Annotated in this window: 28 protein-coding genes; 5 read left to right on the top strand and 23 right to left on the bottom strand. The window is 62.8% G+C overall.

Annotated elements, in window-relative coordinates; all coding sequences use genetic code 11:
* Window positions 1–519: 519 nt before the first annotated feature.
* Genes NKH42_RS10120 through NKH42_RS10095 form a run of 6 tightly spaced genes read right to left on the bottom strand, consistent with a single transcriptional unit; the run spans window position 520 to window position 4,626 of the window.
* Complete coding sequence (locus tag NKH42_RS10120) at window positions 520–993, bottom strand: DUF2269 family protein (protein WP_352737254.1); 474 nt, start codon at window positions 991–993, stop codon at window positions 520–522.
* A complete protein-coding gene (locus NKH42_RS10115) occupies window positions 993–2,279 on the bottom strand; it encodes an SDR family oxidoreductase (protein WP_352737255.1) in 1,287 nt (428 codons plus the stop codon). Before NKH42_RS10115 ends, NKH42_RS10120 begins: the two co-directional genes overlap by 1 nt.
* A gap of 34 nt (window positions 2,280–2,313) precedes the next feature.
* Window positions 2,314–2,652, bottom strand: coding sequence for a hypothetical protein (locus NKH42_RS10110; protein WP_352752096.1), 339 nt, complete (start codon window positions 2,650–2,652; stop codon window positions 2,314–2,316).
* Window positions 2,652–3,014 carry a hypothetical protein gene (locus tag NKH42_RS10105; RefSeq protein ID WP_352752094.1) on the bottom strand — a complete coding sequence of 121 codons (363 nt, stop codon included), beginning with the start codon at window positions 3,012–3,014 and terminating at the stop codon, window positions 2,652–2,654. Before NKH42_RS10105 ends, NKH42_RS10110 begins: the two co-directional genes overlap by 1 nt.
* On the bottom strand, window positions 3,014–4,234 hold the full coding sequence (locus NKH42_RS10100) for an NRAMP family divalent metal transporter (protein ID WP_352737258.1): 1,221 nt from the start codon (window positions 4,232–4,234) through the stop codon (window positions 3,014–3,016). Before NKH42_RS10100 ends, NKH42_RS10105 begins: the two co-directional genes overlap by 1 nt.
* Complete coding sequence (locus tag NKH42_RS10095; RefSeq protein ID WP_352506816.1) at window positions 4,231–4,626, bottom strand: hypothetical protein; 396 nt, start codon at window positions 4,624–4,626, stop codon at window positions 4,231–4,233. The genes NKH42_RS10100 and NKH42_RS10095 overlap by 4 nt, the downstream gene beginning before the upstream one ends.
* Window positions 4,627–4,849: 223 nt before the next feature.
* Between NKH42_RS10095 and NKH42_RS10090 the strand changes: the two genes are divergently transcribed.
* Both NKH42_RS10090 and NKH42_RS10085 read left to right on the top strand, forming a co-directional pair.
* Window positions 4,850–5,062 (top strand): DUF2934 domain-containing protein, encoded by a 213-nt coding sequence (locus tag NKH42_RS10090; protein ID WP_254818839.1) that lies wholly within the window; start codon window positions 4,850–4,852, stop codon window positions 5,060–5,062.
* 149 nt (window positions 5,063–5,211) lie between these two features.
* On the top strand, window positions 5,212–5,400 hold the full coding sequence (locus NKH42_RS10085; RefSeq protein ID WP_352688542.1) for a hypothetical protein: 189 nt from the start codon (window positions 5,212–5,214) through the stop codon (window positions 5,398–5,400).
* 10 nt (window positions 5,401–5,410) lie between these two features.
* Here the strand turns inward: NKH42_RS10085 and NKH42_RS10080 are convergent, their stop codons facing one another.
* The 6 genes from NKH42_RS10080 to NKH42_RS10055 form a co-directional block, all read right to left on the bottom strand.
* Window positions 5,411–6,229, bottom strand: a complete 819-nt coding sequence (locus NKH42_RS10080; RefSeq protein WP_352506818.1) for a GntR family transcriptional regulator — start codon at window positions 6,227–6,229, stop codon at window positions 5,411–5,413.
* Between the two features lie 71 nt (window positions 6,230–6,300).
* Complete coding sequence (locus NKH42_RS10075; protein ID WP_352506819.1) at window positions 6,301–7,083, bottom strand: SDR family NAD(P)-dependent oxidoreductase; 783 nt, start codon at window positions 7,081–7,083, stop codon at window positions 6,301–6,303.
* A gap of 96 nt (window positions 7,084–7,179) precedes the next feature.
* Window positions 7,180–8,094: a PfkB family carbohydrate kinase gene (locus NKH42_RS10070; protein ID WP_352688538.1), complete on the bottom strand. Its 915-nt coding sequence runs from the start codon at window positions 8,092–8,094 to the stop codon at window positions 7,180–7,182.
* A complete protein-coding gene (gene uxuA / locus NKH42_RS10065; protein ID WP_352506821.1) occupies window positions 8,091–9,287 on the bottom strand; it encodes a mannonate dehydratase in 1,197 nt (398 codons plus the stop codon). Before uxuA ends, NKH42_RS10070 begins: the two co-directional genes overlap by 4 nt.
* A 148-nt stretch (window positions 9,288–9,435) precedes the next feature.
* Window positions 9,436–10,095: a ThuA domain-containing protein gene (locus tag NKH42_RS10060; RefSeq protein ID WP_352506822.1), complete on the bottom strand. Its 660-nt coding sequence runs from the start codon at window positions 10,093–10,095 to the stop codon at window positions 9,436–9,438.
* 11 nt (window positions 10,096–10,106) lie between these two features.
* Window positions 10,107–11,204, bottom strand: a complete 1,098-nt coding sequence (locus NKH42_RS10055) for a Gfo/Idh/MocA family protein (RefSeq protein WP_352506823.1) — start codon at window positions 11,202–11,204, stop codon at window positions 10,107–10,109.
* 264 nt (window positions 11,205–11,468) lie between these two features.
* Here NKH42_RS10055 and NKH42_RS10050 point away from each other — a divergent pair, with 264 nt between their 5' ends.
* Window positions 11,469–12,377 carry a dihydrodipicolinate synthase family protein gene (locus NKH42_RS10050; protein WP_352688536.1) on the top strand — a complete coding sequence of 303 codons (909 nt, stop codon included), beginning with the start codon at window positions 11,469–11,471 and terminating at the stop codon, window positions 12,375–12,377.
* On the opposite strand, the gene NKH42_RS10045 is transcribed toward NKH42_RS10050, so the two are convergent.
* The 6 genes from NKH42_RS10045 to NKH42_RS10020 form a co-directional block, all read right to left on the bottom strand.
* Window positions 12,378–12,776 (bottom strand): DUF1801 domain-containing protein, encoded by a 399-nt coding sequence (locus NKH42_RS10045; RefSeq protein ID WP_352506910.1) that lies wholly within the window; start codon window positions 12,774–12,776, stop codon window positions 12,378–12,380.
* Window positions 12,777–12,866: 90 nt separating this feature from the next.
* A complete protein-coding gene (locus NKH42_RS10040; protein WP_352506825.1) occupies window positions 12,867–13,337 on the bottom strand; it encodes a DUF1801 domain-containing protein in 471 nt (156 codons plus the stop codon).
* A gap of 4 nt (window positions 13,338–13,341) precedes the next feature.
* Entirely contained in the window at window positions 13,342–13,572 is a 231-nt protein-coding gene (locus NKH42_RS10035) for a hypothetical protein (RefSeq protein WP_352506826.1), read from the bottom strand.
* Window positions 13,573–13,658: 86 nt separating this feature from the next.
* The gene (locus NKH42_RS10030) at window positions 13,659–14,051 is read right to left on the bottom strand and encodes a VOC family protein (RefSeq protein ID WP_352506827.1); all 393 of its coding nucleotides are present in this window, start codon (window positions 14,049–14,051) and stop codon (window positions 13,659–13,661) included.
* A 74-nt stretch (window positions 14,052–14,125) separates the two neighbouring features.
* Window positions 14,126–14,536, bottom strand: a complete 411-nt coding sequence (locus NKH42_RS10025) for an SRPBCC family protein (protein ID WP_352506828.1) — start codon at window positions 14,534–14,536, stop codon at window positions 14,126–14,128.
* A gap of 47 nt (window positions 14,537–14,583) precedes the next feature.
* Window positions 14,584–14,856 (bottom strand): ArsR/SmtB family transcription factor, encoded by a 273-nt coding sequence (locus NKH42_RS10020; protein ID WP_352506829.1) that lies wholly within the window; start codon window positions 14,854–14,856, stop codon window positions 14,584–14,586.
* Window positions 14,857–15,049: 193 nt separating this feature from the next.
* Between NKH42_RS10020 and NKH42_RS10015 the strand changes: the two genes are divergently transcribed.
* Both NKH42_RS10015 and NKH42_RS10010 read left to right on the top strand, forming a co-directional pair.
* Complete coding sequence (locus tag NKH42_RS10015) at window positions 15,050–15,292, top strand: type II toxin-antitoxin system Phd/YefM family antitoxin (RefSeq protein WP_352475764.1); 243 nt, start codon at window positions 15,050–15,052, stop codon at window positions 15,290–15,292.
* Window positions 15,292–15,717, top strand: a complete 426-nt coding sequence (locus NKH42_RS10010; RefSeq protein WP_352506830.1) for a type II toxin-antitoxin system VapC family toxin — start codon at window positions 15,292–15,294, stop codon at window positions 15,715–15,717. Before NKH42_RS10015 ends, NKH42_RS10010 begins: the two co-directional genes overlap by 1 nt.
* A 138-nt stretch (window positions 15,718–15,855) precedes the next feature.
* Here the strand turns inward: NKH42_RS10010 and NKH42_RS10005 are convergent, their stop codons facing one another.
* The 5 genes from NKH42_RS10005 to NKH42_RS09985 form a co-directional block, all read right to left on the bottom strand.
* A complete protein-coding gene (locus NKH42_RS10005) occupies window positions 15,856–17,112 on the bottom strand; it encodes an RNA polymerase sigma factor (RefSeq protein ID WP_352506831.1) in 1,257 nt (418 codons plus the stop codon).
* An 85-nt stretch (window positions 17,113–17,197) separates the two neighbouring features.
* Window positions 17,198–17,599 (bottom strand): YciI family protein, encoded by a 402-nt coding sequence (locus NKH42_RS10000; RefSeq protein WP_352475767.1) that lies wholly within the window; start codon window positions 17,597–17,599, stop codon window positions 17,198–17,200.
* A 265-nt stretch (window positions 17,600–17,864) separates the two neighbouring features.
* Entirely contained in the window at window positions 17,865–18,647 is a 783-nt protein-coding gene (locus NKH42_RS09995) for an ABC transporter ATP-binding protein (protein WP_352506832.1), read from the bottom strand.
* A gap of 10 nt (window positions 18,648–18,657) precedes the next feature.
* Entirely contained in the window at window positions 18,658–19,455 is a 798-nt protein-coding gene (locus tag NKH42_RS09990; RefSeq protein WP_254818910.1) for an ABC transporter permease, read from the bottom strand.
* Between the two features lie 97 nt (window positions 19,456–19,552).
* Window positions 19,553–20,554, bottom strand: coding sequence for an ABC transporter substrate-binding protein (locus NKH42_RS09985; RefSeq protein ID WP_502895563.1), 1,002 nt, complete (start codon window positions 20,552–20,554; stop codon window positions 19,553–19,555).
* Window positions 20,555–20,693: the final 139 nt, after the last annotated feature.

The following is a 20,693-nucleotide window of genomic DNA, read 5'->3' as shown; positions in this document are numbered from 1 at the left end:
CTTCCGATGCGTAATCTCCGGCTTTCCTGGTGATCTCGTCACGCGCATCGTGGAGCGCTTCCGTCGCGGTCTGCTTTTCCCGTTGCAGTCTTTCCGAAAGCTCGCTTCTGGCTGTCTCGAAATCGGCCGTCTGACGGCCTTGATCGTCTTTGTCCTGCATGGTGTCTCCTAGTGGAATCCGAGGAAGGAGAGGATCGCAAGCACGACGACGACAAGGCCGATGAGATAAATAACACTGTTCATGGCGCAATCTCCTCCACTGCGCACCGAACTTGCATGTGCTTCCCGTGTTCCCCTCAGGCGTCATCTTTTTGTAAGCGAAGCCTAACCAGCCTCAAGACGGGATCTTGTCCTGTGCCGATGGGCGTGAGCGCGCGGTTGGAAATGATACGAGACCGGACTCCGGTGCGACTTATAGGTCGAGACGCACGTGCGCTCCGGCAGATATTCGCGGTGCAGGGGCCGGAATTTTCCGCAGTGCTTTGACTGGGCATTATCGCAGTGGGACCTGCCTGCGACCTACCACTCGATCGCAGGCCGCGCGATCATCAGCCAGAAAATCCCGAGCACGGCAGCGAAGGCGGGGAAGCCGAAGGCGAACCACAACCAGAAGAGCCGATGGTATCGCGGCGGCAACGGCGCACCGCCAGCGGCGGCTTGCGATGCCAGCTTGCGCATCTCCATTTGCATCCAGACGACCGGGAGCCAGAACATTCCGGTGACGATATAGAGCGCGATCGAAAGTGCGATCCAGCCCTCCGACAGCGAGTAGCCAGCCTGCCAGGCAAGCGCGGCTCCGGTCAAAGGTTGCGCGACCACGGCCGTCGCTGTGAAAAGGAAGTCGGCGACGACGACGATACGCGCCACCGCCGCAACCGTCGCGGCATTGCCGGTCCTGTGGGCGAGCAGCATGAAGAAAGCGATGCCGGCGCCGGTGCCAAGCAGCACGGATGCGCCGATGACATGCAGAAATTTCAGCAGGAAATAGAGCATCAACGCTCCTCCAGCACTGCCAAGGCCACAAAGTGCAGCACCAGGATCGGCAACACTTTGAGGAACGGCCCAAGCGGGTCGTTCCACAGATCGGGGCTCAGGAAGCTTCCCACGACCAGATAGAAGAGCGAGAGCGCGATGCCGCCATAGAGGCCTTTTCGCGCCGCCGGCCGCCAGGCTATGAGCACGCCGATGGCGATGTCGGCAAGAGCGCCGGCGATCACGATCGGTGCCGACAAGATGCCGGCCCCCGTGCCTTGCATCAGATCGACGCCGCTGCCGTAGCCGGTTGTCAGCGACACAATTCCCGTCATGATCCAGAAGACGGGCAGGACGACGAAGATCGCCGGCTTGATGAAATACAGCCGGGCAAACCATTTCTCCTGCACCGTTGCCGGATTGAGCGCGAGGAAGCCCGTCAGGGTTTGCGGGCGTATGCCGGTCGCGGCGGTCCAGTCCGAGGGATCTCCAACCGCTCCTCGGGCGATCTCCCTGGCCGTGTTGGTGCGCATCGGCGGACGCCAGCCGAACATCGCGGCAAGGTCGCCTAGGCCGTAGAGAAGCCTTGCAACAGGCGCCGGCAAGACAAACCTGGCTGCCGGAGCCCAACCGAGCCATCGGCGATAACTGCCGACGACCTCGTCCATGCTCAGTTGTTCGGGACCGACAAGTTCCAGCACGACGCGAGACGGACTGGCGGGATCGAGAAGGAAAACGACCGTTGAGACCACATCGTCGAGTAGTACCACCTGGAGCCGGCCGGTGCCGGGCATGGACGGCAGCACTGGCAGCGAAGCGAGACCCCGAAACAATGCGCTGGCCCCAAACACCGGCCGGCCGAGCACCACGGACGGGCGCAGGACCACCCAATCCAGATCAAGCATCATAAGCGCCTGGTCCCCGGCCAGTTTCGTCGCCGAGAACGCCGAAGGCTGCGCCCGATCGACGCCGATCGCCGAAAAGTGGATCACCCGGGCAACCCCTGCCCGCGCACAGGCGCGAAAGAGTGCGACCGCCGCATCGCGATGGACTTCGCGCGTCTTTTCACGGGGGCTGTCCTGGAGAACGCCGGCACAATTCACGACGGCGTCGACACCCCTGAGATGCGGTAGCCAGTCTTCGGGCTGCAGCGCCACCGCCATGTCCAGCACCAGCAATTGGTAATTGCCGGCCCGGTTTGCACCGGGGCTGCGGACCAATCCGATTACCTCATGCCCTTCGGAAAGAAGGCGTGCCACGACGGAGGCACCGATCAGGCCGGTGGCGCCGGTAACCAGGACTTTCACTGAACCCCATTCTCCGACGGCGGGAAAGTGTCATTCATTCCGGTTTATCGCCCTCGATACTGCCCTTCATAGCGGAAAGTTCTTCCATCGTGCACATCAGTCGCGGCTGCGTCGGGTCGGAGATGTCGAGCTTGTCCCAGGGAATGCGGTACATGCTGCCGCGACTGCGCAGTCGAAAGACTTCGAGGACCGCCGTGCCGATGGCCGAAGCGGAAAGACGCTCGAACGCCGCGTAGATGCCGACATGGTACTCGGTAACCACGAGGTCGTCGCCATCCGGTTCGGCGCGTATCTCCTCGATATGGCCGATGCTTTTGCCGCGCTGCGAAAGCACATTTCTGCCTGCCAATTGCTCAAGGTTGACGGTGGCCATCATCCGGCTCCCGGGATACGCCTTATGACATGGTCGCGCAGCCAATCCTGCCAGTCGAAAATCGCCGTTTCACGCACGTCGATGTCGAATTCGATGTCGACGCCGATGTCGCGCACCTTGTTCCAGGCGATGCGGTGCGGTTCGGCATGGCGCTTGCCGCCGAGCCTTGCCACAAGGCGCGCCATCCAGCGCCCGGATCGCTCGCCAAGCCGACGCGCCAGCGTGATCGAGCCGAGCTCGACCGCAACGATTTTGGGTGGCTTGCCCGGCCTGACCTCGGCTACCAGCCCGTCTACCTTGCCGATCTTGACCTGCTCACGGTCAACCACTTGCTTGTCCAGGATGTCGCGCAGCAAATCCATCACGTGCCTCCGAATATCTGCAAAGGAATGGTCACGATCGCGAGCACGAAACCGAGCGCAATGATGAAGATGACCGCGGCATTCGCGATCATGCCATTGCGGTGCTCGCCGACATAACGCTCGTCATTCAGCAGGAAAAGGAACGGCACCACGGTCAGCGGCAGGCTGGCGGCCGTCAGCGCCATGGAAAAGATGGTTAGCTTCAGCGGATCGAGACCCAGGGCGATCGGAATGGCGGCGAGAAACAGCGAGACCGTGTAGACGGTGCTGAAGCCGGGATCGTCGCGCGGTTTCAGGTCCTCGCCCCAGGTCCAGCCGAAACCCTGCGCCACCAAGTACGCTTGCTGCAGCCCGATTTCGAGCGCAGCGCCGAAGCAGGCTATGCCTAGTGAAGCAACGAACAGGACGAACCCCCAGAAACCGAAGATCTGGATCAGCATCAGCGGCAATTGATGGTAGTCGTCGACCTGCTCTATGCCGTGCGCCGCCAGCACGAGGGCCGCCACGATCAGCACGCCGATCGAGATTGTGCCGCCAAAACTCATTCCCAATCCGGCAATGGCCCGATTGGTCCCGAGATAGCTCTTGTCCCACTGGTCCTCGATGGCTCCCGACGAATAGAACATGAACAGGTAGGGCGAGACCGACGCACCAAGAATACTGACCGCCATGAACCAGTAATTGGCCGCGTCGTGCTCGGGCAGACTGGGCACGGCACCGGCCGCGACCTGCCCCCAATCGGGCTTCAGCATGACGGCGCCAACCACGAAGCACAGCGTGACCAGGCCGAGGATCGAGACGCCCTTTTCAATGAAGCCGAACGTGCCTTTCCAGAGGAACAGCCATGCCAGAAAAGCGACCGGCAGGGCCCACCACTGAAAGCTGATGCCGGTGGCGAGCTCGAGCGCAATGGCGACACCGCCGATCTCGGCTGCCATGACCAGGAAGTTGACCAGCAAAGTCGCAAGCAACGGCCACAGAAAGGCGGTGAAGCCAAACCGTTCCCGAATCCCGTCGGCGATGGTGTGATGGCTGACGGCGGCGAAGCGGCCGGCCATCTCGACCAGGAAGATGATGCAGATCGTGCCCAGGAGGACGGCCCAGATCAGCTGGAACCTGAACGCTGCACCCGCCTGTGCGGCGGTTGCCATCGATCCGACCTCTAGAAAGCCACCGACGCTGGTGACGATGCCCAGCGATATTTCGAGCAGCTTCTTCATGGTTTCGGCGCGAAATGTTTGGCGTAGGATGCATTCAGGGCGGCGGTGGCAGCCTGGATATCCTGCTGCGCCTGTTCCGCCTCCGATCGGTTGCCGTCCTGCACCGCCGTCGCGGCGCGTGTCACCGCCGCCGACAGCTGTCCGATTACCGCCGTCAGACCGGCTTGCTCGCTGGGCTCAGTCGACTTGGCGGACTGGATTTGCGCACCGGCATCGACGAGCGCCTTGCCGACCGATTGCAACGTGCGCGACGTATATGTCGAAGGGGCTGCCCCGGCGGCCCAGGCACCCAGGACCAGCGATGCGGTCTGTGCGGCCGAAGCCGCGGTTTTCGACTGCTGCTCGATCTGGTCGGAAGGCGAGCATGCCGTCAGCACAAACGTTGTCAGCAACAGGCACAGCCGGTCCGGTCGAAGACCAATAGCTGCAATGGCATCTACAATACGTGTTTGTAGCGTTGCTGCCACACGATTGTTCTCCCCGGCACCAGGCGACCTCGGCGTACAATTTCATCTAGGGCGCCTGGTGGTCACGTCAACTGAACCGTCGGGAACTGCCTGGCAACGCGGAACAAACCTTCGATCGCCGGATTAGGGATATCAGGAGGCAAAGGTCATGGACAAGGAAGAGCGTATCAGGCAGCGGGCCCATGAGATATGGGAGCGCGAAGGCCGTCCGCAAGGACGCGAGCGCGAGCATTGGGACCAGGCCGTGCAGGAGATCGAAGCTGAGGGCTCCGAAGCCGAACGCGGTCCGGTCGTGCCCGATCCAACGGTTGAGACCGGCTCCGATCCCGAGGTGCGCGGCAGCAAGCGGCGGGGGAAGTGAGCCCCAATGCCTCGTCTCGTCGCCTGGATCGTGGTCGTACTGGTCGTGCTCTTCGCCGCATGGCTGATGCTTGGGCGCGACAGGACCAGCACTGGTGGCGAAACTCAGCCCTCGCCACATGCAATAGACCAGAATGGATAGGAGCTGACATGACGGCTAGGGAAAGCCATCCCGAACAGGACCCTGCGGAAGGATCGCGATCGACGATAGAAAAGCAGCTCCGCAAGGAGCAAGGCGGCGAGGCGAAGAATCGCGAAGCCAAGCCAACTTCCGACAAATCCGGCAGCAAGGCCAAGTTGCCTCCGGAAGCGCCGAAGAAAGGCTCAGGCCTGGACTGAGCGGCTGGTTTCACGTTTCCACGTCGTCATTCCTCCTCGCTCCGTCGCGCGAATGGTTGTCATTCGGGCAGATCGCCGGCAGCCGCTTCTGTCCTCTTTCCAGCCGAGCCGGTGCCTTGAAATAATGAGGATAGCGTTCCCGGACGATTGCGAGCACCTCGAAGATGCGGCGAAGATGCGTTCGCATCGCCTCTTCCGCCGCAAATGCGTCGGCCTGCTCGAGCGCATCGACGATCCGCCGATGTTGGCCGAGAACCACCGACATGCTGTCGAGGCGCGGGAAAGACAGGAAGCGGAAACGGTCCATGTGCAGCTTCGCCGCGCTGATGTCGGCCCAGATTCCGGGGAAGCCGGCATGGCTGGCAATGTGCTGGTGGAACAGCTCGTCCGACTTGAAGAAGCGCCTGTCGTCCGAGATGGAGGCGAACGTCTCCTGGACCGCCAGTTCGCCTTTGAGCATGGCGAGCAGTTCGGCGCGGCGCGGGCTCTCGACCGCACGCTTGACCAGGCCGACTTCAAGCGCTTCGCGCAGGAACTGCGATTTCTCGAGATCGGCGATCCGCAGCGGCGCCACCATGCTGCCGCGCTGCGGATAGATGTCGATCAGGCCAAGTCCGGCCAGCCGGGCGAGCGCCTCTCTGACCGGCGTGCGGCTCACGCCGAGGGCTTCCGACATCGCCTTTTCGGAAATCAGCTCGTGCGGCTTCAGGCGGAAGGTCAGGATCTGGTCGAGCAGGACCTCGAACGTCCTCGCCGCGACTGAAGCGCCGGGGCCGGTTTCGCCAAGCCGCCCCTCGGTGATGGTCCGCATTCCCAAAAGCCTTGCCATCGGCAATTCCCTTAAAGGCTCGGCAGCTTCAAGCCGTTCATGAAATGGCTGCGCAAGCAGCAGCGCCGATGTTATTCCTTGCGCGGAGAACCGCCGATGCGCGCCAGCAGGCCGCCATCGACGCGCACGACTTCGCCGGTGACGAAGGAGGCATCGTCGGACAGCAGGAAGGCAACGACGGCCGCAATCTCTTGCGGCTGGGCGGTGCGGCCGAGCGGATGCATGTTGTCAAGGATGCGCATGATCTCGTCGGGCTTATCGTTCAGCTTGACCGCATCCCGCAGCATCGGCGTGTCGACCGCGCCCGGAGCCACGGCATTGACGCGCACACCGAGCGGCGCATAGTCGACGGCCATGGATTTGACCAGCCCGATCAAGCCGTGCTTGGCCGTGCTGTAGGCCAGAACCCCTTCCTGGCTGGCCAGGCCTTGCACCGAGCTCATATGGACGATGGCGCCGCGGCTTTGCCGCAGCAGCGGCATCGCCGCGCGGGAGAGCAGATAGGCAGCCTTGAGGTTGACATTCATCACCTCGTCCCAAAGCGCCTCGTCCGTGGTCTCCACCGTTCCGTAACGCTGGATGCCGGCATTGTGGGAAAGCATGTCGAGCCCGCCGAACGCGGACCGGGCAAGCTCGACGGCGCGGCCGCAGGCTTCGGTGTCGGCGGTCGAGCCGAGCACGGTGTGCACGGTCACGCCGCGCGCCGCAAGCTGCGCCGCGACCTCGTCCAGCTGATCGCCCACACGGTCGAAGAGGATCAGGTCGACACCTTGCTGGGCCAGCCTTTCGGCGACAGCACGGCCGATGCCCATGGCCGCCCCGGTGACCAGTGCGCGTTTCTTGAACTCAGCCATTTCTCCTCCCACGAACAGTTGCAGCGGCTGCCATGGTAGTCGATCAGCGACGTATGACGTACCCTTTTCGCTGAGCCGGCCCGAGCGTATTCGGCGTCATGTCGATCCTTGCATGAAGGCCAGTGTTTCCGCGCGCGTCGGCGCGCCGAGCCGTCCGCCAAAACGCAGGCACTTCAGCGCAGCGGCGGCGCTTGCCACTGCTATGGCCTGCTCCTCATCCCAACCTTCAGCCAGCCCCAGAGCGAAGGTGCCGTGAAACACGTCGCCCGCCGCCAGCGTGTCGACGGCTTCGACTCGCGGCGACGGCAGATGACGGACATCATTGCTGCTCGGGTGCTGGAACGCGGTGCCGTTCGCCCCATCGGTGATCGCGACGAAGGCGCCGGTCCGTTCGCCCAGAATAGCGACGGCGGAACCGGCGGAAACCTCTGGACCGCAAAGGATACGCGCCGCGGGCAGCGAAGCAATGACATGCGAGGCGAGCGGCAGCAATCGGTCGAGCACCGGTCGCGACGCAATATCGGCGTCGAGGATCGCCGGAATGCAGCATTCGCGGGCCTTCGCCAGCGCCATCGCGGCGGCTCCGGGCCAACGAACGTCGACCAGGACGGCGTCGAAGCGGGAAAAATCCACGGGCGGAAGACGGTCCGGATCGGCTTGCGTGACGGAATCGTAGAAGGGCACAATCATGCGCTCGCCGGCGGCATCGACCAGGATCGTGGCAATGGCCGAGCGGCCATCTTCAACCCTGCGCACCAACGAACAGTCGACCCGCTCCGCCGCCATCTGGGCGATGACATCGCGGCCGACGGCATCGTTGCCGACGCTTGCCCATAGCCAGACCTGCCCGCCCTGGCGGCTTGCCGACGCGGCGGCACTTGCCGCCATGCCGGCGGCGATCTGCACGGCCTCGCTCGGCAGGAACTTGCCGGCGCCGGACGGCAGGACATCGAGGCGCAAGATCGTGTCGTAGGTGAGCGCGCCGACGCAGAGCAGGCGGGGCGCCCTCATTGCAGCCTATAACCGCGCTGATGGGCAATCGCCGTCATTACGCCTCTCAGTTCGGCAAGGCCGCGAAGACGGCCGATCACGGGGTAGCCGGGATGGGTGTGCCGCGTGGCGTCATCGATCAGCTCGTGGCCGTGATCCGGGCGAAACGGCAGCAGCGCCGGTTGCCCGGCGTCGCGGCGGCGTTGCTGCTCGTCGAGCAAGATCGAGACCACCGAAACCATGTCGACATCCCCGTTCAGATGCTCGGACTCCATGAACGACCCGTCCGGATCCTTGCTGACGTTGCGCAGGTGCACGAAGTTGATCTTGTGCGCAAAGCGCCTGGCGATGGCGGGCACGTCATTGGCCGGATTGGCGCCCAGCGACCCCGTGCACAAGGTAAGGCCGCTATGGGCCGATGGCACCGCATCCAGGATAAAGGCGATGTCGTCGGCGTTCTTGACGATCCGGCACAGGCCGACGAGATCGCGCGGCGGATCGTCCGGGTGGATCGCCAACGTGACGCCCGCCTCTTCGGCCGCCGGCAGCACGTGTTCGAGAAAACGGACGAGATTCTCGCGCAGCCGGTCGTGAGACAGGCTAGACTGCTCGGCCACCACTTCGCGCAATTCCGCTATGTCATAGCGCTTGAAGGCGCCCGGCAGGCCGGCCATGATGTTGGCAAGCAGACGCTCTTTTGACGCATCCGGCGTCGCCTCGAACCATTCGCTTGCCCGCTGGAGAACATCGGACGCATAGTCGCGCTCAGATCCCTTGCGCTGCAGCATGTAACAATCGAACGCGGCAAGCTCGTGCATGTTCATGCGGAGCGCCCGTCCGCCGCCCGGCAGCGGCGCAGCCAGGTCGGTCCGGGTCCAGTCGAGGATCAGCATGAAGTTGTAGCAGACGGTGCGCACACCGCAGGCGCCGAGATTGCGTAAGGTCTGCCTGAAATTGTCGTAGAGCCGGTCGAGATCGCCGCGGCCGAGCTTGATGTCCTCGTGCACGGGCACGCTCTCGACGACGCTCCATTTGAGGCCCATCGCCTGATCCGCCTCGATAAGCGCCTGGCGCTGCCTGATGGCGTGGATCGGCCAGACTTCGCCGTAAGGAATGTCGTGCAATGCCGTCACGATGCCGGTCGCGCCGGCCTGCCTGGCATGGGCAAGCGTTGCCGCGTCGCTCGGGCCAAACCATCGCCACGTCTGCTCCATTCGACCTCCAGCTACGGCTCCCCGACGAGACTGCTGTCTATTGGATGCCACCATGGCAGTCAATTGCTTGCCGCAGCCCAGTGCTGTGTCCGCGTTCGGGCGGCCGCCCTTAGAGATTACAACGATACGTGGCGTTCAGATTGAACGGCTACGCAAGATCCGGGTTTCGGCTGGCCCAAAGCATGCCGCGCTCGAACATCGTACGCATTTGCGGCACTGCGAACTCGTCGGCGGTGTGGCCGAGTGCGCTGTAGAAGACGCGGCCCTTGCCGTAGCGGCGCTTCCAGACAACCGGCATGACGACGCCGGCGATGAAATCGAGATGCTCGCCGGTGAAAGTAGTCGTCGCCAGCACCTCGTTGGTCGGATCGACATGCATGTAATACTGCTCTGAACGGTAGGCGAAGCCGTCGATGCCCTGCATGACCGGATCGTCTGGCATGGTGATATCGACGTGATAGTCGATGATGCTGCCTGGATGGGCGACCCACTGGCCGCCGGTCATGAACTGGTATTCCGGCTCGTTGCGGAAGCTGTCGCACATCGTGCCGTGAAAGCCCGCAAGGCCGGTGCCGGCCCCGACGGCGTTGGTCAGGTTTTGCAGTTCCGGCCTTTCGATCGTCGACATGGTGATCACCGGGACAATGAGATCGAGCTTGCCCAGTTGCGGATCGGCAAGCGCCGAAGTCCCCTGCTCCAGCTGCACGTCGAAGCCGTTGCCGGCCAGCATCTCCTTGACGATGTGGGCGCTACGGGCCGGCGTGTGGCCTTCCCAGCCGCCCCAGAAAATCAGTGCCGTCTTGCTCATCGTGTCATCCCCTATTCCAGAATTCCGAAAGGTAGATCGGCGTGCATTGGCGCCGGCCGCGCGCAGCCATATCTCAGGTCGATACGCCGCCCTGTCTCTGCTGAAGAGATGATCGATTCCATGATTTCCAGGACATGGAGGGAAAGATCGAGGCTGGCGCGGTGTTGCCTGCCCGAGACGATCGCCTGCGCCATGTCGGCGAGGCCGAGGCCCCGGTAATTGCCGTCGCCATAGGAATGGATCTGATCGGCCACCGTCCAGTCGCCCTTGCGCTGGCTGGTCCTGATGTCGCCCTGGAACTGATTGGGATCAGAGACGATCATCGAGCCGGTGGTCCCGTAAAGTTCGATGTGATTGTGTTCATGCTTCCAGACGTCGAAGCTGGTGGTGATCGAAACCGCCGCGCCGTTCTCGAATGCGAGCAGGCCGGAAATATGGGTCGGCACCTCGACCCGGATGGTTTCGCCCTGGCGCGGTCCGGAACCGATGATGCGGGTGGGATAGGATGACTTCGCCTGTCCGGTCACGGATTTTACCGGACCCAGGAGATTGACTAGGCAGGTCAGATAGTACGGTCCCATGTCGAGCATCGGCCCACCGCCGGGCTGATAGTAGAAATTCGGATTGGGATGCCAGAGCTCGTGGCCGGGCACCTGCATGAAGGCAGAGCCGGCGACGATGGTTCCAACCGCATCCTCATCGACCAGGCGCCGCGCCGTCTGGTGGGAGCCGCCAAGAAAAGTGTCGGGTGCGCAGCCGACGCGCACGCCCTGTTCGCGCGCGGCCGCGACCAGCCGCTCGGCGTCGCTGAGCGTCGTTGCCAGCGGCTTCTCGGAATAGACGTGCTTGCCTTGCCCGACAGCCTGCAGGCCGACCGGCACATGATGCTGCGGCGTCGTCAGATTGAGCACGATCTCGACGCGCGGATCGGCCAACAGCGCGTCGACCGGCATCGCAGCCAGGCCGTAGGCCGCTGCCTTGGCCTCGGCTGCCGCCCGGTTGATGTCGGCGACGCCGATAATGTCGAGCACCGGGAATTGCGGCGATGCCTTCAGATAGGCATCCGAAATGTTGCCGCAGCCGATAATGCCGACACCGATCCTCCGCATGGGCCTCTCCTCAAAAGGCGGCATTGATGAAACAGCAGAACTCGTTTGTCACCCCCCTTTCGGCCGGACGCGGTTGTCCCGTGACAAGTGCTTACCTCGAGAGCCTCAGAACCGCCGCCCGATCACAATCGCGCGCTTATGCGCGAGCCGCTTGCTTTCGAGGTCGAACGGCCGGTACTCAGCAACACTGCTTCCTGTAGCTTGCTCGACATTTTGATGCCGGCTTTGAGCACAGCACAGATTTTCACCCGTAGAAGGACGCACATGATCCGCCCACAAGGAACCATCGCACCGATCCTGACGCCGTTCGAAAACGACGGCTGCATTGCCCGCGACCTCTGGATATCACACGCCAAGTGGGTGCTGGATCAGGGAGCGCATTTCCTGTCGCCGTTCGGCACCACGGGCGAGGCGTTGTCCGTCTCGTTGCGCGAGCGCATGCAGGCGCTGGAGTGGCTGGTCGAGGCCGGCATTTCGCCAAGCCGGCTTATGCCCGGCACCGGTGTCACAGCACTTGCCGAGACTGTCGAGCTGACCGCGCATGCCGTCGGGCTCGGCTGTGCCGGGGTGATGGTGCTGCCGTCGTTCTTCTATACGGCCGCCGGCGACACCGGTCAGGCCCGTTATTATGGCGAGCTGATCGAACGGGTGGCGAACCCGGCGATGAGGATGATCCTCTACCACATCCCGCAAAATTCCGGCGTAGCGGTGAGCCCGGCGCTGACCGCCCGATTGAGCGAAGCGTTTCCCGATGTCGTGGTGGCTTACAAGGACAGCGCCGGCGACTGGAACAACACCGCGGCGGTCATTGCGGCAGCCCCAAGGGTCGCGGTGTTCCCGAGTTCGGAAGCACAGCTGACGAAAGGCCTCGCCAACGGTGCTGCCGGCTGCATCTCGGCGACAGTCAATCTGAATGCCGCAGCGATCCGGGCCCTCTACGACGCAGTGCTGGCGGGAGAGGACACTACGGACGCGGATGCCGCCATCAGGGCGTTCCGCAAAATCATCCAGGACGCCGGCCTCATCACTGCGATGAAGGCAGTGCTGGCGGTACGGTCCGGCGACAGACGCTGGCTGAATCTGCGCGCGCCGCATGAGAACGCGACGCAAGCCACCGGCGAAGCCGTGCTCGCCGCTCTCGGCCCGCTAGCCGACCATATCGGCCGGAGCTGACTATCGGGCCGTGTTCAGGGCGGCAGCAGCGCGTATCAGCGCCTTGAACGCATTCTCATCTATGTCTTCGCCCTCACGGATATCGATGGCGCGCCTGGTGTTGCCTTCGAGGCTGGAGTTGAACAGGCCGGAAGGGTCCTGCAGCGAGGCGCCCTTTGCGAAGGTCACTTTCACGACGTTCTTGTAGGTCTCGCCAGTGCAGATTATTCCGGCGTGCGACCACACCGGAACGCCTCGCCACTTCCACTCCTCGACCACTTCCGGGTCGGCCTGCTTGATGAGGGCGCGGACATGGGAAAGCGTCTTGCCTCGCCAATCGCCCAGCTCGCTGATCCTCGCATCGATCAGCTGAGAGGGAGAGTTGTCTGCACTTCTTTCCATTGAGTCACTCTTCATCATCATTGTCGCTTTCCCTTGGTTGTTGCCGCTCGCCCGTCACATGAATACCGCTAGTCGGCACCGGATTTGCCGGGATGACTGGCATTCCACTCACATTCGCTCGCCTGGCAATTGGCTGGCTTGCTTTATCCAGTCGGCGAGTTGAGCTTCGTCGAGCAGGTCGTCCTCGTAGATATCGAGGTAGCGCACGTCCTTGTGCTTGGACTCACCGGGTGGGACGGGACGCAGCGACGCGCCGCGGAAGAAAGCCAGCTTGATGTACTTTGTGAAGCAATGGAAGTTGAGGAACCACCCCTGACCCTCTACGCCGTAGAAGGGCGAGTTCCATTTGACGGCCTTGCGCACGTCAGGGACGTTGCGCACGATGAGCGCGTCGAGGCGACGCCCGACGTCGCGTTTCCAGCCCGGCATGGCCGCGATGTAGGCCTGCACAGGAGCGTCACCATCACCCTTCGGGATCTGCGGGTTGCCGCCTGCGAGGAGGACCGGCTTGGCGGCTGCAGGCTTGGCGGCGGACTTCTTCGCGACCGCCGATGACTTGATGGACGTCTTGTTGGCCATGCATTCACTCCAATGCGCCGGTGCCCCCCGCGCTGCGCCGCTTGGGCGCGTAAGGCAGCACGAACATGTACAGTCCGGTAAGCAGGAGCAAGCCGAGTGGAAACAGCGGCATGAGGTATACCCAGTAGGAGGGTTCCTTGCCTACTCCCAGGCTGATGAAGATGGCGGCGACGACCGCCGCAAAGATGATCGACAGCCAGCGGTGGATCTGCCGAACCCATTTGTTCCAATCCATTGAGACCTCCTCTGAAGACGAACCGAGCGGATCGGGCGGCCCGTTTGGCGGCTCCCGCCGGGCAGCCACGCCACTGAATGCGTGCCTTACCAGCGCGCCAGCTGTGTGATTTGAATGAGATTGCCGCAGTTGTCGTTCAGCTGGGCTATGATCGAGCCGGTTACTTCGGTCGGCGGCATGGTGAACTTGGCGCCGCGCGCTTTGATGCGCTCGTAGTCCTCCTTGACGTTATCGGTGAAGAACATGACCGCGGGCTGGCCCTGCTGGAAAATAGCTTGCTGGTAGGTCTTTGCAGCGGGGTTGTCATTGAGCGCGAGTTGCAGCTCGGCACCGTCCGGCTCGTCGGGTGATGCGACGGTCAGCCAGCGAAACGGCCCATTGCTGAAATCGGCCTTCTTGGTAAAGCCGAGCGTTTCGGTGTAGAAACCCAGAGCCTTTTCCTGGTCATCCACGTATACTTTGGTCAACTTGATCTTCATTGGCTTGCCTCCATTATCGCTCCGCCATCTGCCGCCCTGTAACAGAGCCCTTGCTTGAATAGCGCAGGCGGATCTCAGTCCGTTCGCGCAAGAACCTGCTCCAGATCGTCAAAGAACCTCGGCCAGCCGACTTTGGCACCCCGGAAGTAAGGCTGCTGATCCGGCCGGAAGCCCGACTGTTCCATACGCAAGCGGGCGCCGATGCTCGTGGGGGTGATCGTCCAGGAGACGACACTCTTGAGATCCTTGGTATCCCACGTGTAAGTCAGCGTTCTGTTAGGCTCGACCGTCTGGACCTGACATTCGACAGAGCCCCAGGCCGCGTGAAGGTTGAAACGGTGGTCCGCGACAGGTTTGAAGTCGTTTTTCATGAGCCACTCCTCGATCAAGTGTGGTTGCGTGAGCGCGCGCCAGATCTTCTCGGGCGGATAAGCGATTTCCCGTTCGACAATGACGGAGAGCGTTTCGGTCGCTATTTCGTTCACTGGTCCATCCTTTTGAGCAGGTCCTCGAGGTCGTCGAACCGGCTCTGCTAGAACCCGGTCATCTGACTTGTCCAGTCGATCAAGGGGGCAAGCGCCGCAAGCTGCGCGCTATAATGGGTCTGCCGTCCCGCATGGCGGTCGCGCACCAGCCCCGCCCGCCGCAAAACCCCGAGATGTTTCGACACGGCCGGTTGCGAGATCCCGGCCTGAGCCGTCAGCGCGCCGACTGTCTGCTCTCCCTCGCGACACAGTCGCTCAAAAATAGCGCGCCGAGTCGGATCGGCAAGCGTTCTGAAGAGCACATCGTGAGCGTTTGGCATTGGGATAGATAACCCTTCGGCTATTGATCGATGCATAACCACCGGGATATGTGTGAGTCAAGCGGGAAGCGGCATAATTCTCGTTGCAGGAGCGGTCACTTGCTTCGCTCACGCAGCCAGTTGCTCATTCGCCGTGCACTGGAATTGTCACACGTAATGCGCTATATGACCATCTACATGGTCAGGAGCTGACATGGGCGCGGTCAATCTGGCGGACGCCAAGGCACATCTGAGTGAGCTCATCGACCGGGTCGAGGCTGGAGACTCGATCGACATAACCCGGCGTGGCAAGCCGGTCGCCAGGCTCACGGCCGTGGCCCGCCCTCGCAAACGGATCGACGCCGTCCTGCTCCAATCCCTGACCGCAACCATGCCTCTGCAGGCTCAGGCTGCCGCCGATCTGGTGCGATCGATGCGAGATGGCGATCGCTATTGATGTCCTATCTCGATACTTCGCTGATCGTCGCGGCGCTATCCAACGAAGCCATGACCGCGCGCGTTCAGGGCTGGCTGGCGGAGCAGGACCCAGCGCAACTTGTGATCAGCGACTGGACCATCACCGAGATGTCCTCCGCCATGGCGATCAAGCTTCGGACCGGACAGATCGACTTGGAGCAGCGCGCGGCTGCGCTCGCGATGTTCAATAAGCTGGTCGCTGAGAGCTTCACCGTGCTGCCGGTGACGGGCGGGCATTTTCAGGTCGCCGCGAAATTCGCCGATCAGCATATGCTCGGGCTTCGTGCTGGCGACGCCCTGCACCTCGCGACGGCATCGGAGCATGGCGCCACAGTGTGGACCCTCGACCAGCGGCTCGCCGAGGCAGGACCGATTCTCGGCGTACCGACGCAGTTGCTGGCATGATCAGGGCCTCTCCTCCAAAATGAATATACCCAAGCTGCGTTGCGAGTTGATCACGCTCATTGAAGGGAGCTGGCCGGGAGCGAACTGGCGGCTTTCGATGTTGCCCTAGCGGCGCGTCGGGCACGCAGAGCGATGCTGTCAACCACAAGCGTCTGCACGGGCGAGGAGAAAGGCCGCTTCGCGCGCGTTGCGGGTGAGCTTGGCCGCAGCCTCGAACTCGGCGCGGGCCTCGGCCAGCCGGCCGGCCCGAAACAGAAAATCGCCCCTCGCCGCCGGCAATGGCGCATAATTGCGCAAGGCGGCGGCGTCGGCAATCTCGTCCACCAGCCGCAGGCCCGCTTCAGGCCCGAAGGCCATGCTGTGGGCGACCGCTCGATTGAGATCGACCACCGGCGAGGGCATCACTGCTCGTAGCCGGTCGTAGAGCGCTGCGATGCGGGGCCAGTCGGTATCGGCCAGACTGCGCGCCCGCGCGTGACAGGCTGCAAGCGCGGCCTGCAACACATAGGGGCCATCGCCCCCGAGAGCTTCGGCACGGGCCAGCGCGTCAAGGCCCCGGCGGATCAACAGTTGGTCCCAGCGTGCGCGGTTTTGCTCAGTCAGGGTCGAGAGGGCGCCGTCCGGCCCGATGCGTGCGGGCAGGCGCGATGCCTGGATTTCCATCAGAGCCAGCAGACCGAACACCTCGGCATCCTCGGCCATCAGACCCGCCAGCATGCGGCCCAGCCGTTGTGCCTCCAGGCACAGGCCCGGCCGGACAAGGTCGTCGCCGGCCGTGGCAGCATAGCCTTCATTGAAGATGAGGTAGATGACCTCCAGCACCGAGGAAAGACGCACTGCACGCTCGGCACCGCGCGGCACCTCGAAGCTAAGCCCCGCCTTTCCGATCGTCCTCTTCGCGCGGACGATGCGCTGGGCGATCGTCACCTCGCTCGACAGGAAAGCACGGGCGATCTCGTCCGTCGTCAGGCCGCCGATGACACGCAGCGTGAGCGCTGCGCGAGCGTCGGCCGAAAGTATCGGGTGGCAGGCTGTGAAGATGAGGCCCAGCAGCTCGTCGCCAAGATCGTCGTTCATGGCCATTTCGTTTCCCTCGGCCGTACGGTCGCACTCGCCGTCCAGCTCCCGGGCGATCTCCTCATGCTTGCGCTCGCGCATCTTGTCGCGACGGATCGCGTCGATGGCGCGGCGTTTGGCGACCGTCATCAGCCAAGCGCCGGGATTGGCCGGAACGCCGGTCCTGGACCATTCGGAGAGGGCTATGACCAGGGCGTCCTGCACCAGTTCCTCTGCAAGGTCGACATTGCGCACGAGGCGGGCCAGGCCCGCAATGAGCCGGGCCCGTTCAATGCGAAAAATCGCCTCGATCGCCTGGTGCGTCTCGCCTGCGGTCATGCCGCCTTGTCGGCCAAAGCCACAATGGAGGCAAGCAGGTTGCGGCCGACAGGTTCAGTTGCCGCTGCGCTTCTCGCGCGTCCGGTCACGGATTTCCGTGACCTCCGGCGTCAGATTCCCATTGCCAATCAGCCATCTCGTACAGCGGCCGGATTTCGATCTCGCTCGGTCCCGGCATGGGATTGGGGCAGCGCTTCACCCAGGCGACCGCCTCGTCCATGTCCTTGACTTCCCAGAGCCAAAAACCGGCGACCAGTTCGCGGGTCTCGGCGAAAGGCCCGTCGATGACCGTCCGGCGGGGACCATCGAACGCAACGCGCTTGCCCTGCGAGGAGGGCTTGAGGCCGTCGGCGTCGAGCAAGATGCCGGCATTGCGCAGCTCGTCGTTAAATCTGCCCATCGCCTCCATCGCCTCTTTCGCCTCGGGCGTCGGGAGAAAGCCCTTTTCGCTGTCCTCGGTAGCCTTCACGAGCACCATCACACGCATCGTCTGTCTCCTTGTTTGAGCCGGCCTCACCGACCGGCAGCGAAACGACGAACGGAGTTTAGGAAATCGACATTGTCCTGCAGATTTTTTTTCGAGCTTGAAGAGAAAGATGCCGATGGCTGCTCCCCTGGTCAGGGGTCGCGATGGCGCGATATCGAGATTGGGCGCTACGCTGGTCGCGGATTGTAAGTAATTCTACGCTAAAGTCCTCCGCGTCCAGCCGCGTTGGTTCCGCTCTTGGACCCGACACGCATGAGTGGCCTGCCTAAACCATTTCGGGACGTTTAGAAGCCTCGCGGATCGCCTTGTGCACGCGGCGCTGCAAATCCATGAAGGCCGGAGTTTCCATGACCTCTTCCCGGCGCGGGCGCTCGATATCGACATTGAAGGTCTGCATGATGCGTCCCGGCCCGATCCCCATCACGACGATGCGGTCCGACAGGTAGACGGCTTCTTCCACATCATGGGTGACGAAGAGCACGGTGAGCCTGTGCTCCTCCCAGATCTGCGTCAGGAGTTCCTGCATCTGATGCCTGGTCAAGGCATCGAGCGCGCCAAAGGGCTCGTCCATCAGAAGCATTTTGGGTCGATAGGAAAGGGCACGCGCTATGGCCACGCGCTGCTTCATGCCGCCAGAAAGCTCAGATGGATAGCGATTGGCGCTATGAGGGAGCTTGACCAGATCGAGATGCTCGCGCGCTATCCTGCGGCAGGTCGCGCGGTCATGACCCGCGGCCTTGAGCGCGAACTCGATGTTCTGCTGCGCCGTCAGCCAGGGAAGCAGGGTGTAGGACTGAAAGACGACGCCGCGGTCGAGGCCCGGCCGCAGGATGGGCGCACCATCGATAGCAAGATCTCCCGCGTCGAAATCCTGCAGTCCGGCAACGATCGACAGCAGCGTGCTCTTGCCGCAACCCGACGTGCCCACCAGCGAGACGAACTCGTTGTCGGCAAGATCGAGATTGATATCGCGCAGCACTTCCGTGCGCCGTGCGCCCGTGCCGAAGCTTTTGTGGAGGCCTTCGATCCGCAGTTTGGGCAAACTCATCGGCCCGGCCTCATTGCACGTGGCCCTCCTGCCGGAACAGCACTTTTCCCAGTGCCTTCATGACCTGGTCGGTAATGAGGCCAAGCACGCCCAGCAGCAGGATGTAGCCGATGATGGTGTTTGTCTGGAAATAGCGCTGGGACACGGTGATGCGGTAGCCGAGGCCTGATGTCGCCGCGACAAGTTCCGCCAACACCAGCCAGGTCCATGCCCAGCCGAGACTTATGCGCAACGTATCCCAGATGCCTGGCAAGGCGCTGGGAACGACGATGCGCGTCAGGATCTTGCGATCCGGCAGGCCGAGCGTCCTGCCAAGGCCGATGAAATCAGCGGGAACCCGCTTCACATTGTCCATGATCATCAGCACCTGCTGGAAGAAGGTGCCTATGAAGATGATCAGGAATTTCTGGGCATCGCCCGTCCCCGACCACAGGATGGAGAGAGGCACGAAAGCGACCACCGGCATGTAGCGGATGAAATCCACAAGTGGCTCGATCGCCGCTTCCCAGGTTCTGAAGCTGCCGATCAGCACGCCGATCGGAATCGCCAATGCGGAGGCGATGAGAAAGCCAACAGAAATACGGTATATCGAGGTCCTGAGATCCAGCCATAGCGTGCCGTCACCCGAGAGCTTGCCGAGCTGGGTCACCACGCTTCCCGGCGACGGCAGGAAAATTGGCTTTACCAGTCCCAGCCCCGTTGCCGCCCACCAGGCGAGGCCGAGGCCGGCAAAGACGGCCACTGCTATCATCAGGAAGCGCGAGCGTGCGATGGGCGCGCCGATCCCGGAGGATCGGCGACGGCGCATCGGCTGTTTGATCGCCGGCCCCGGCGCTGCGTGAGACGGGCTTGGCTCGGTCGCACGCTGCTCGGACATTTGCGTCACCACCGCGAGCCGGCCCTCGTCATTTCGCGGCCTTGACGAATGACGGGTCGATCATCTGTTCCGGCGTCACGTCCGCCTGCAGCAGCCCGGCGTTCTTGGCGGCCGCCTCTACATCCGCAAATGTCTTGGTGGAGAACTCCCCGGTCAGCGCATCCTTGTTTTCGGCGAGAGTATAGTAACGCACGCCATCAAAGGCGGTGTTGAGGTCTTCGACGCTCGACCCGACCGCCTTGGAGATGATCGCCCGGCCGTCGGGCGTGTCGGCGTTGTAGGCCTTCAGGGCCGCATCCCAGGTCTTGATCATGGCAAGCACCTGGCCGGGACGCGACTTGATCACCTCGTCGCGCACCACGAATACGTCACTGATCAGGCCGGGATCTTCGCCCGCGGTGAAGAGCAGCTTGAGGTCTTTGTTCTGCGCTCTTGCCGCGGTCAGATAAGGCTCATAGGTGACTGCGACTGGAACCTGGCCGGCGATCAAGGCGCTGCCGGCATCCGCCGCCGGCATTGGAACCGGCTGGACATCGGCGATCGACATGCCGTTCTTGGCGAGCGCGTATTTGAGCAGGATGTCGCTCGTCGTGCCTTCCTCAAAAGCAACCTGTTTGCCCTTGAGGTCGGCGACGGTGGCGATGTCCTTGCCGGCGATCATGGCGTCTGCCGTCATGCTGACGTCGAGCAGAAGCACGATCTTCACCGGCAGGCCGGCCGCAACCATTCCCATAGCCGTGTGCGTCGCGATGTTGGCGGCATCGAGCTGGCCGCTCGCCAGGGCGGCGTTGATATCCTTGTCCTCCGCGAAGTTCACGATCTGCACGTCGGACAGCCCGCTTGCCTTGAACAGGCCCTTGGCCTCGGCGACGTGCCACTGGCCGTAGCCCAGCCATGGCTCGATGCCGATCTTGAACGTTCCTGCCTCAGGCGTCGCCGGAATTGTCGTGTCGGCCGCGTAGGCCGCCGGGGCAAACCCGACAGCAGCAGCCATAACGAGCGCCCGAAATTGTCCTGCTAGATTACGCATCATCTTGTTCCCCTTGATGATCACGCCGCTTTTTTGAACCAAACTCCGGCCTGGTGAGAATGCCGGCGTCTGCTCTTGCGGCACCGTGCCTCGGCATCTTAGCTGCCCGTTCAACGAAAGTGCGACGACACTTCAACGT

Source organism: Mesorhizobium sp. M1142, from assembly GCF_040318565.1.
GTDB lineage: Bacteria > Pseudomonadota > Alphaproteobacteria > Rhizobiales > Rhizobiaceae > Mesorhizobium.
Note: the sequence above shows the minus strand (reverse complement) of the source record. Positions and strands in the feature narration are given on the sequence as shown.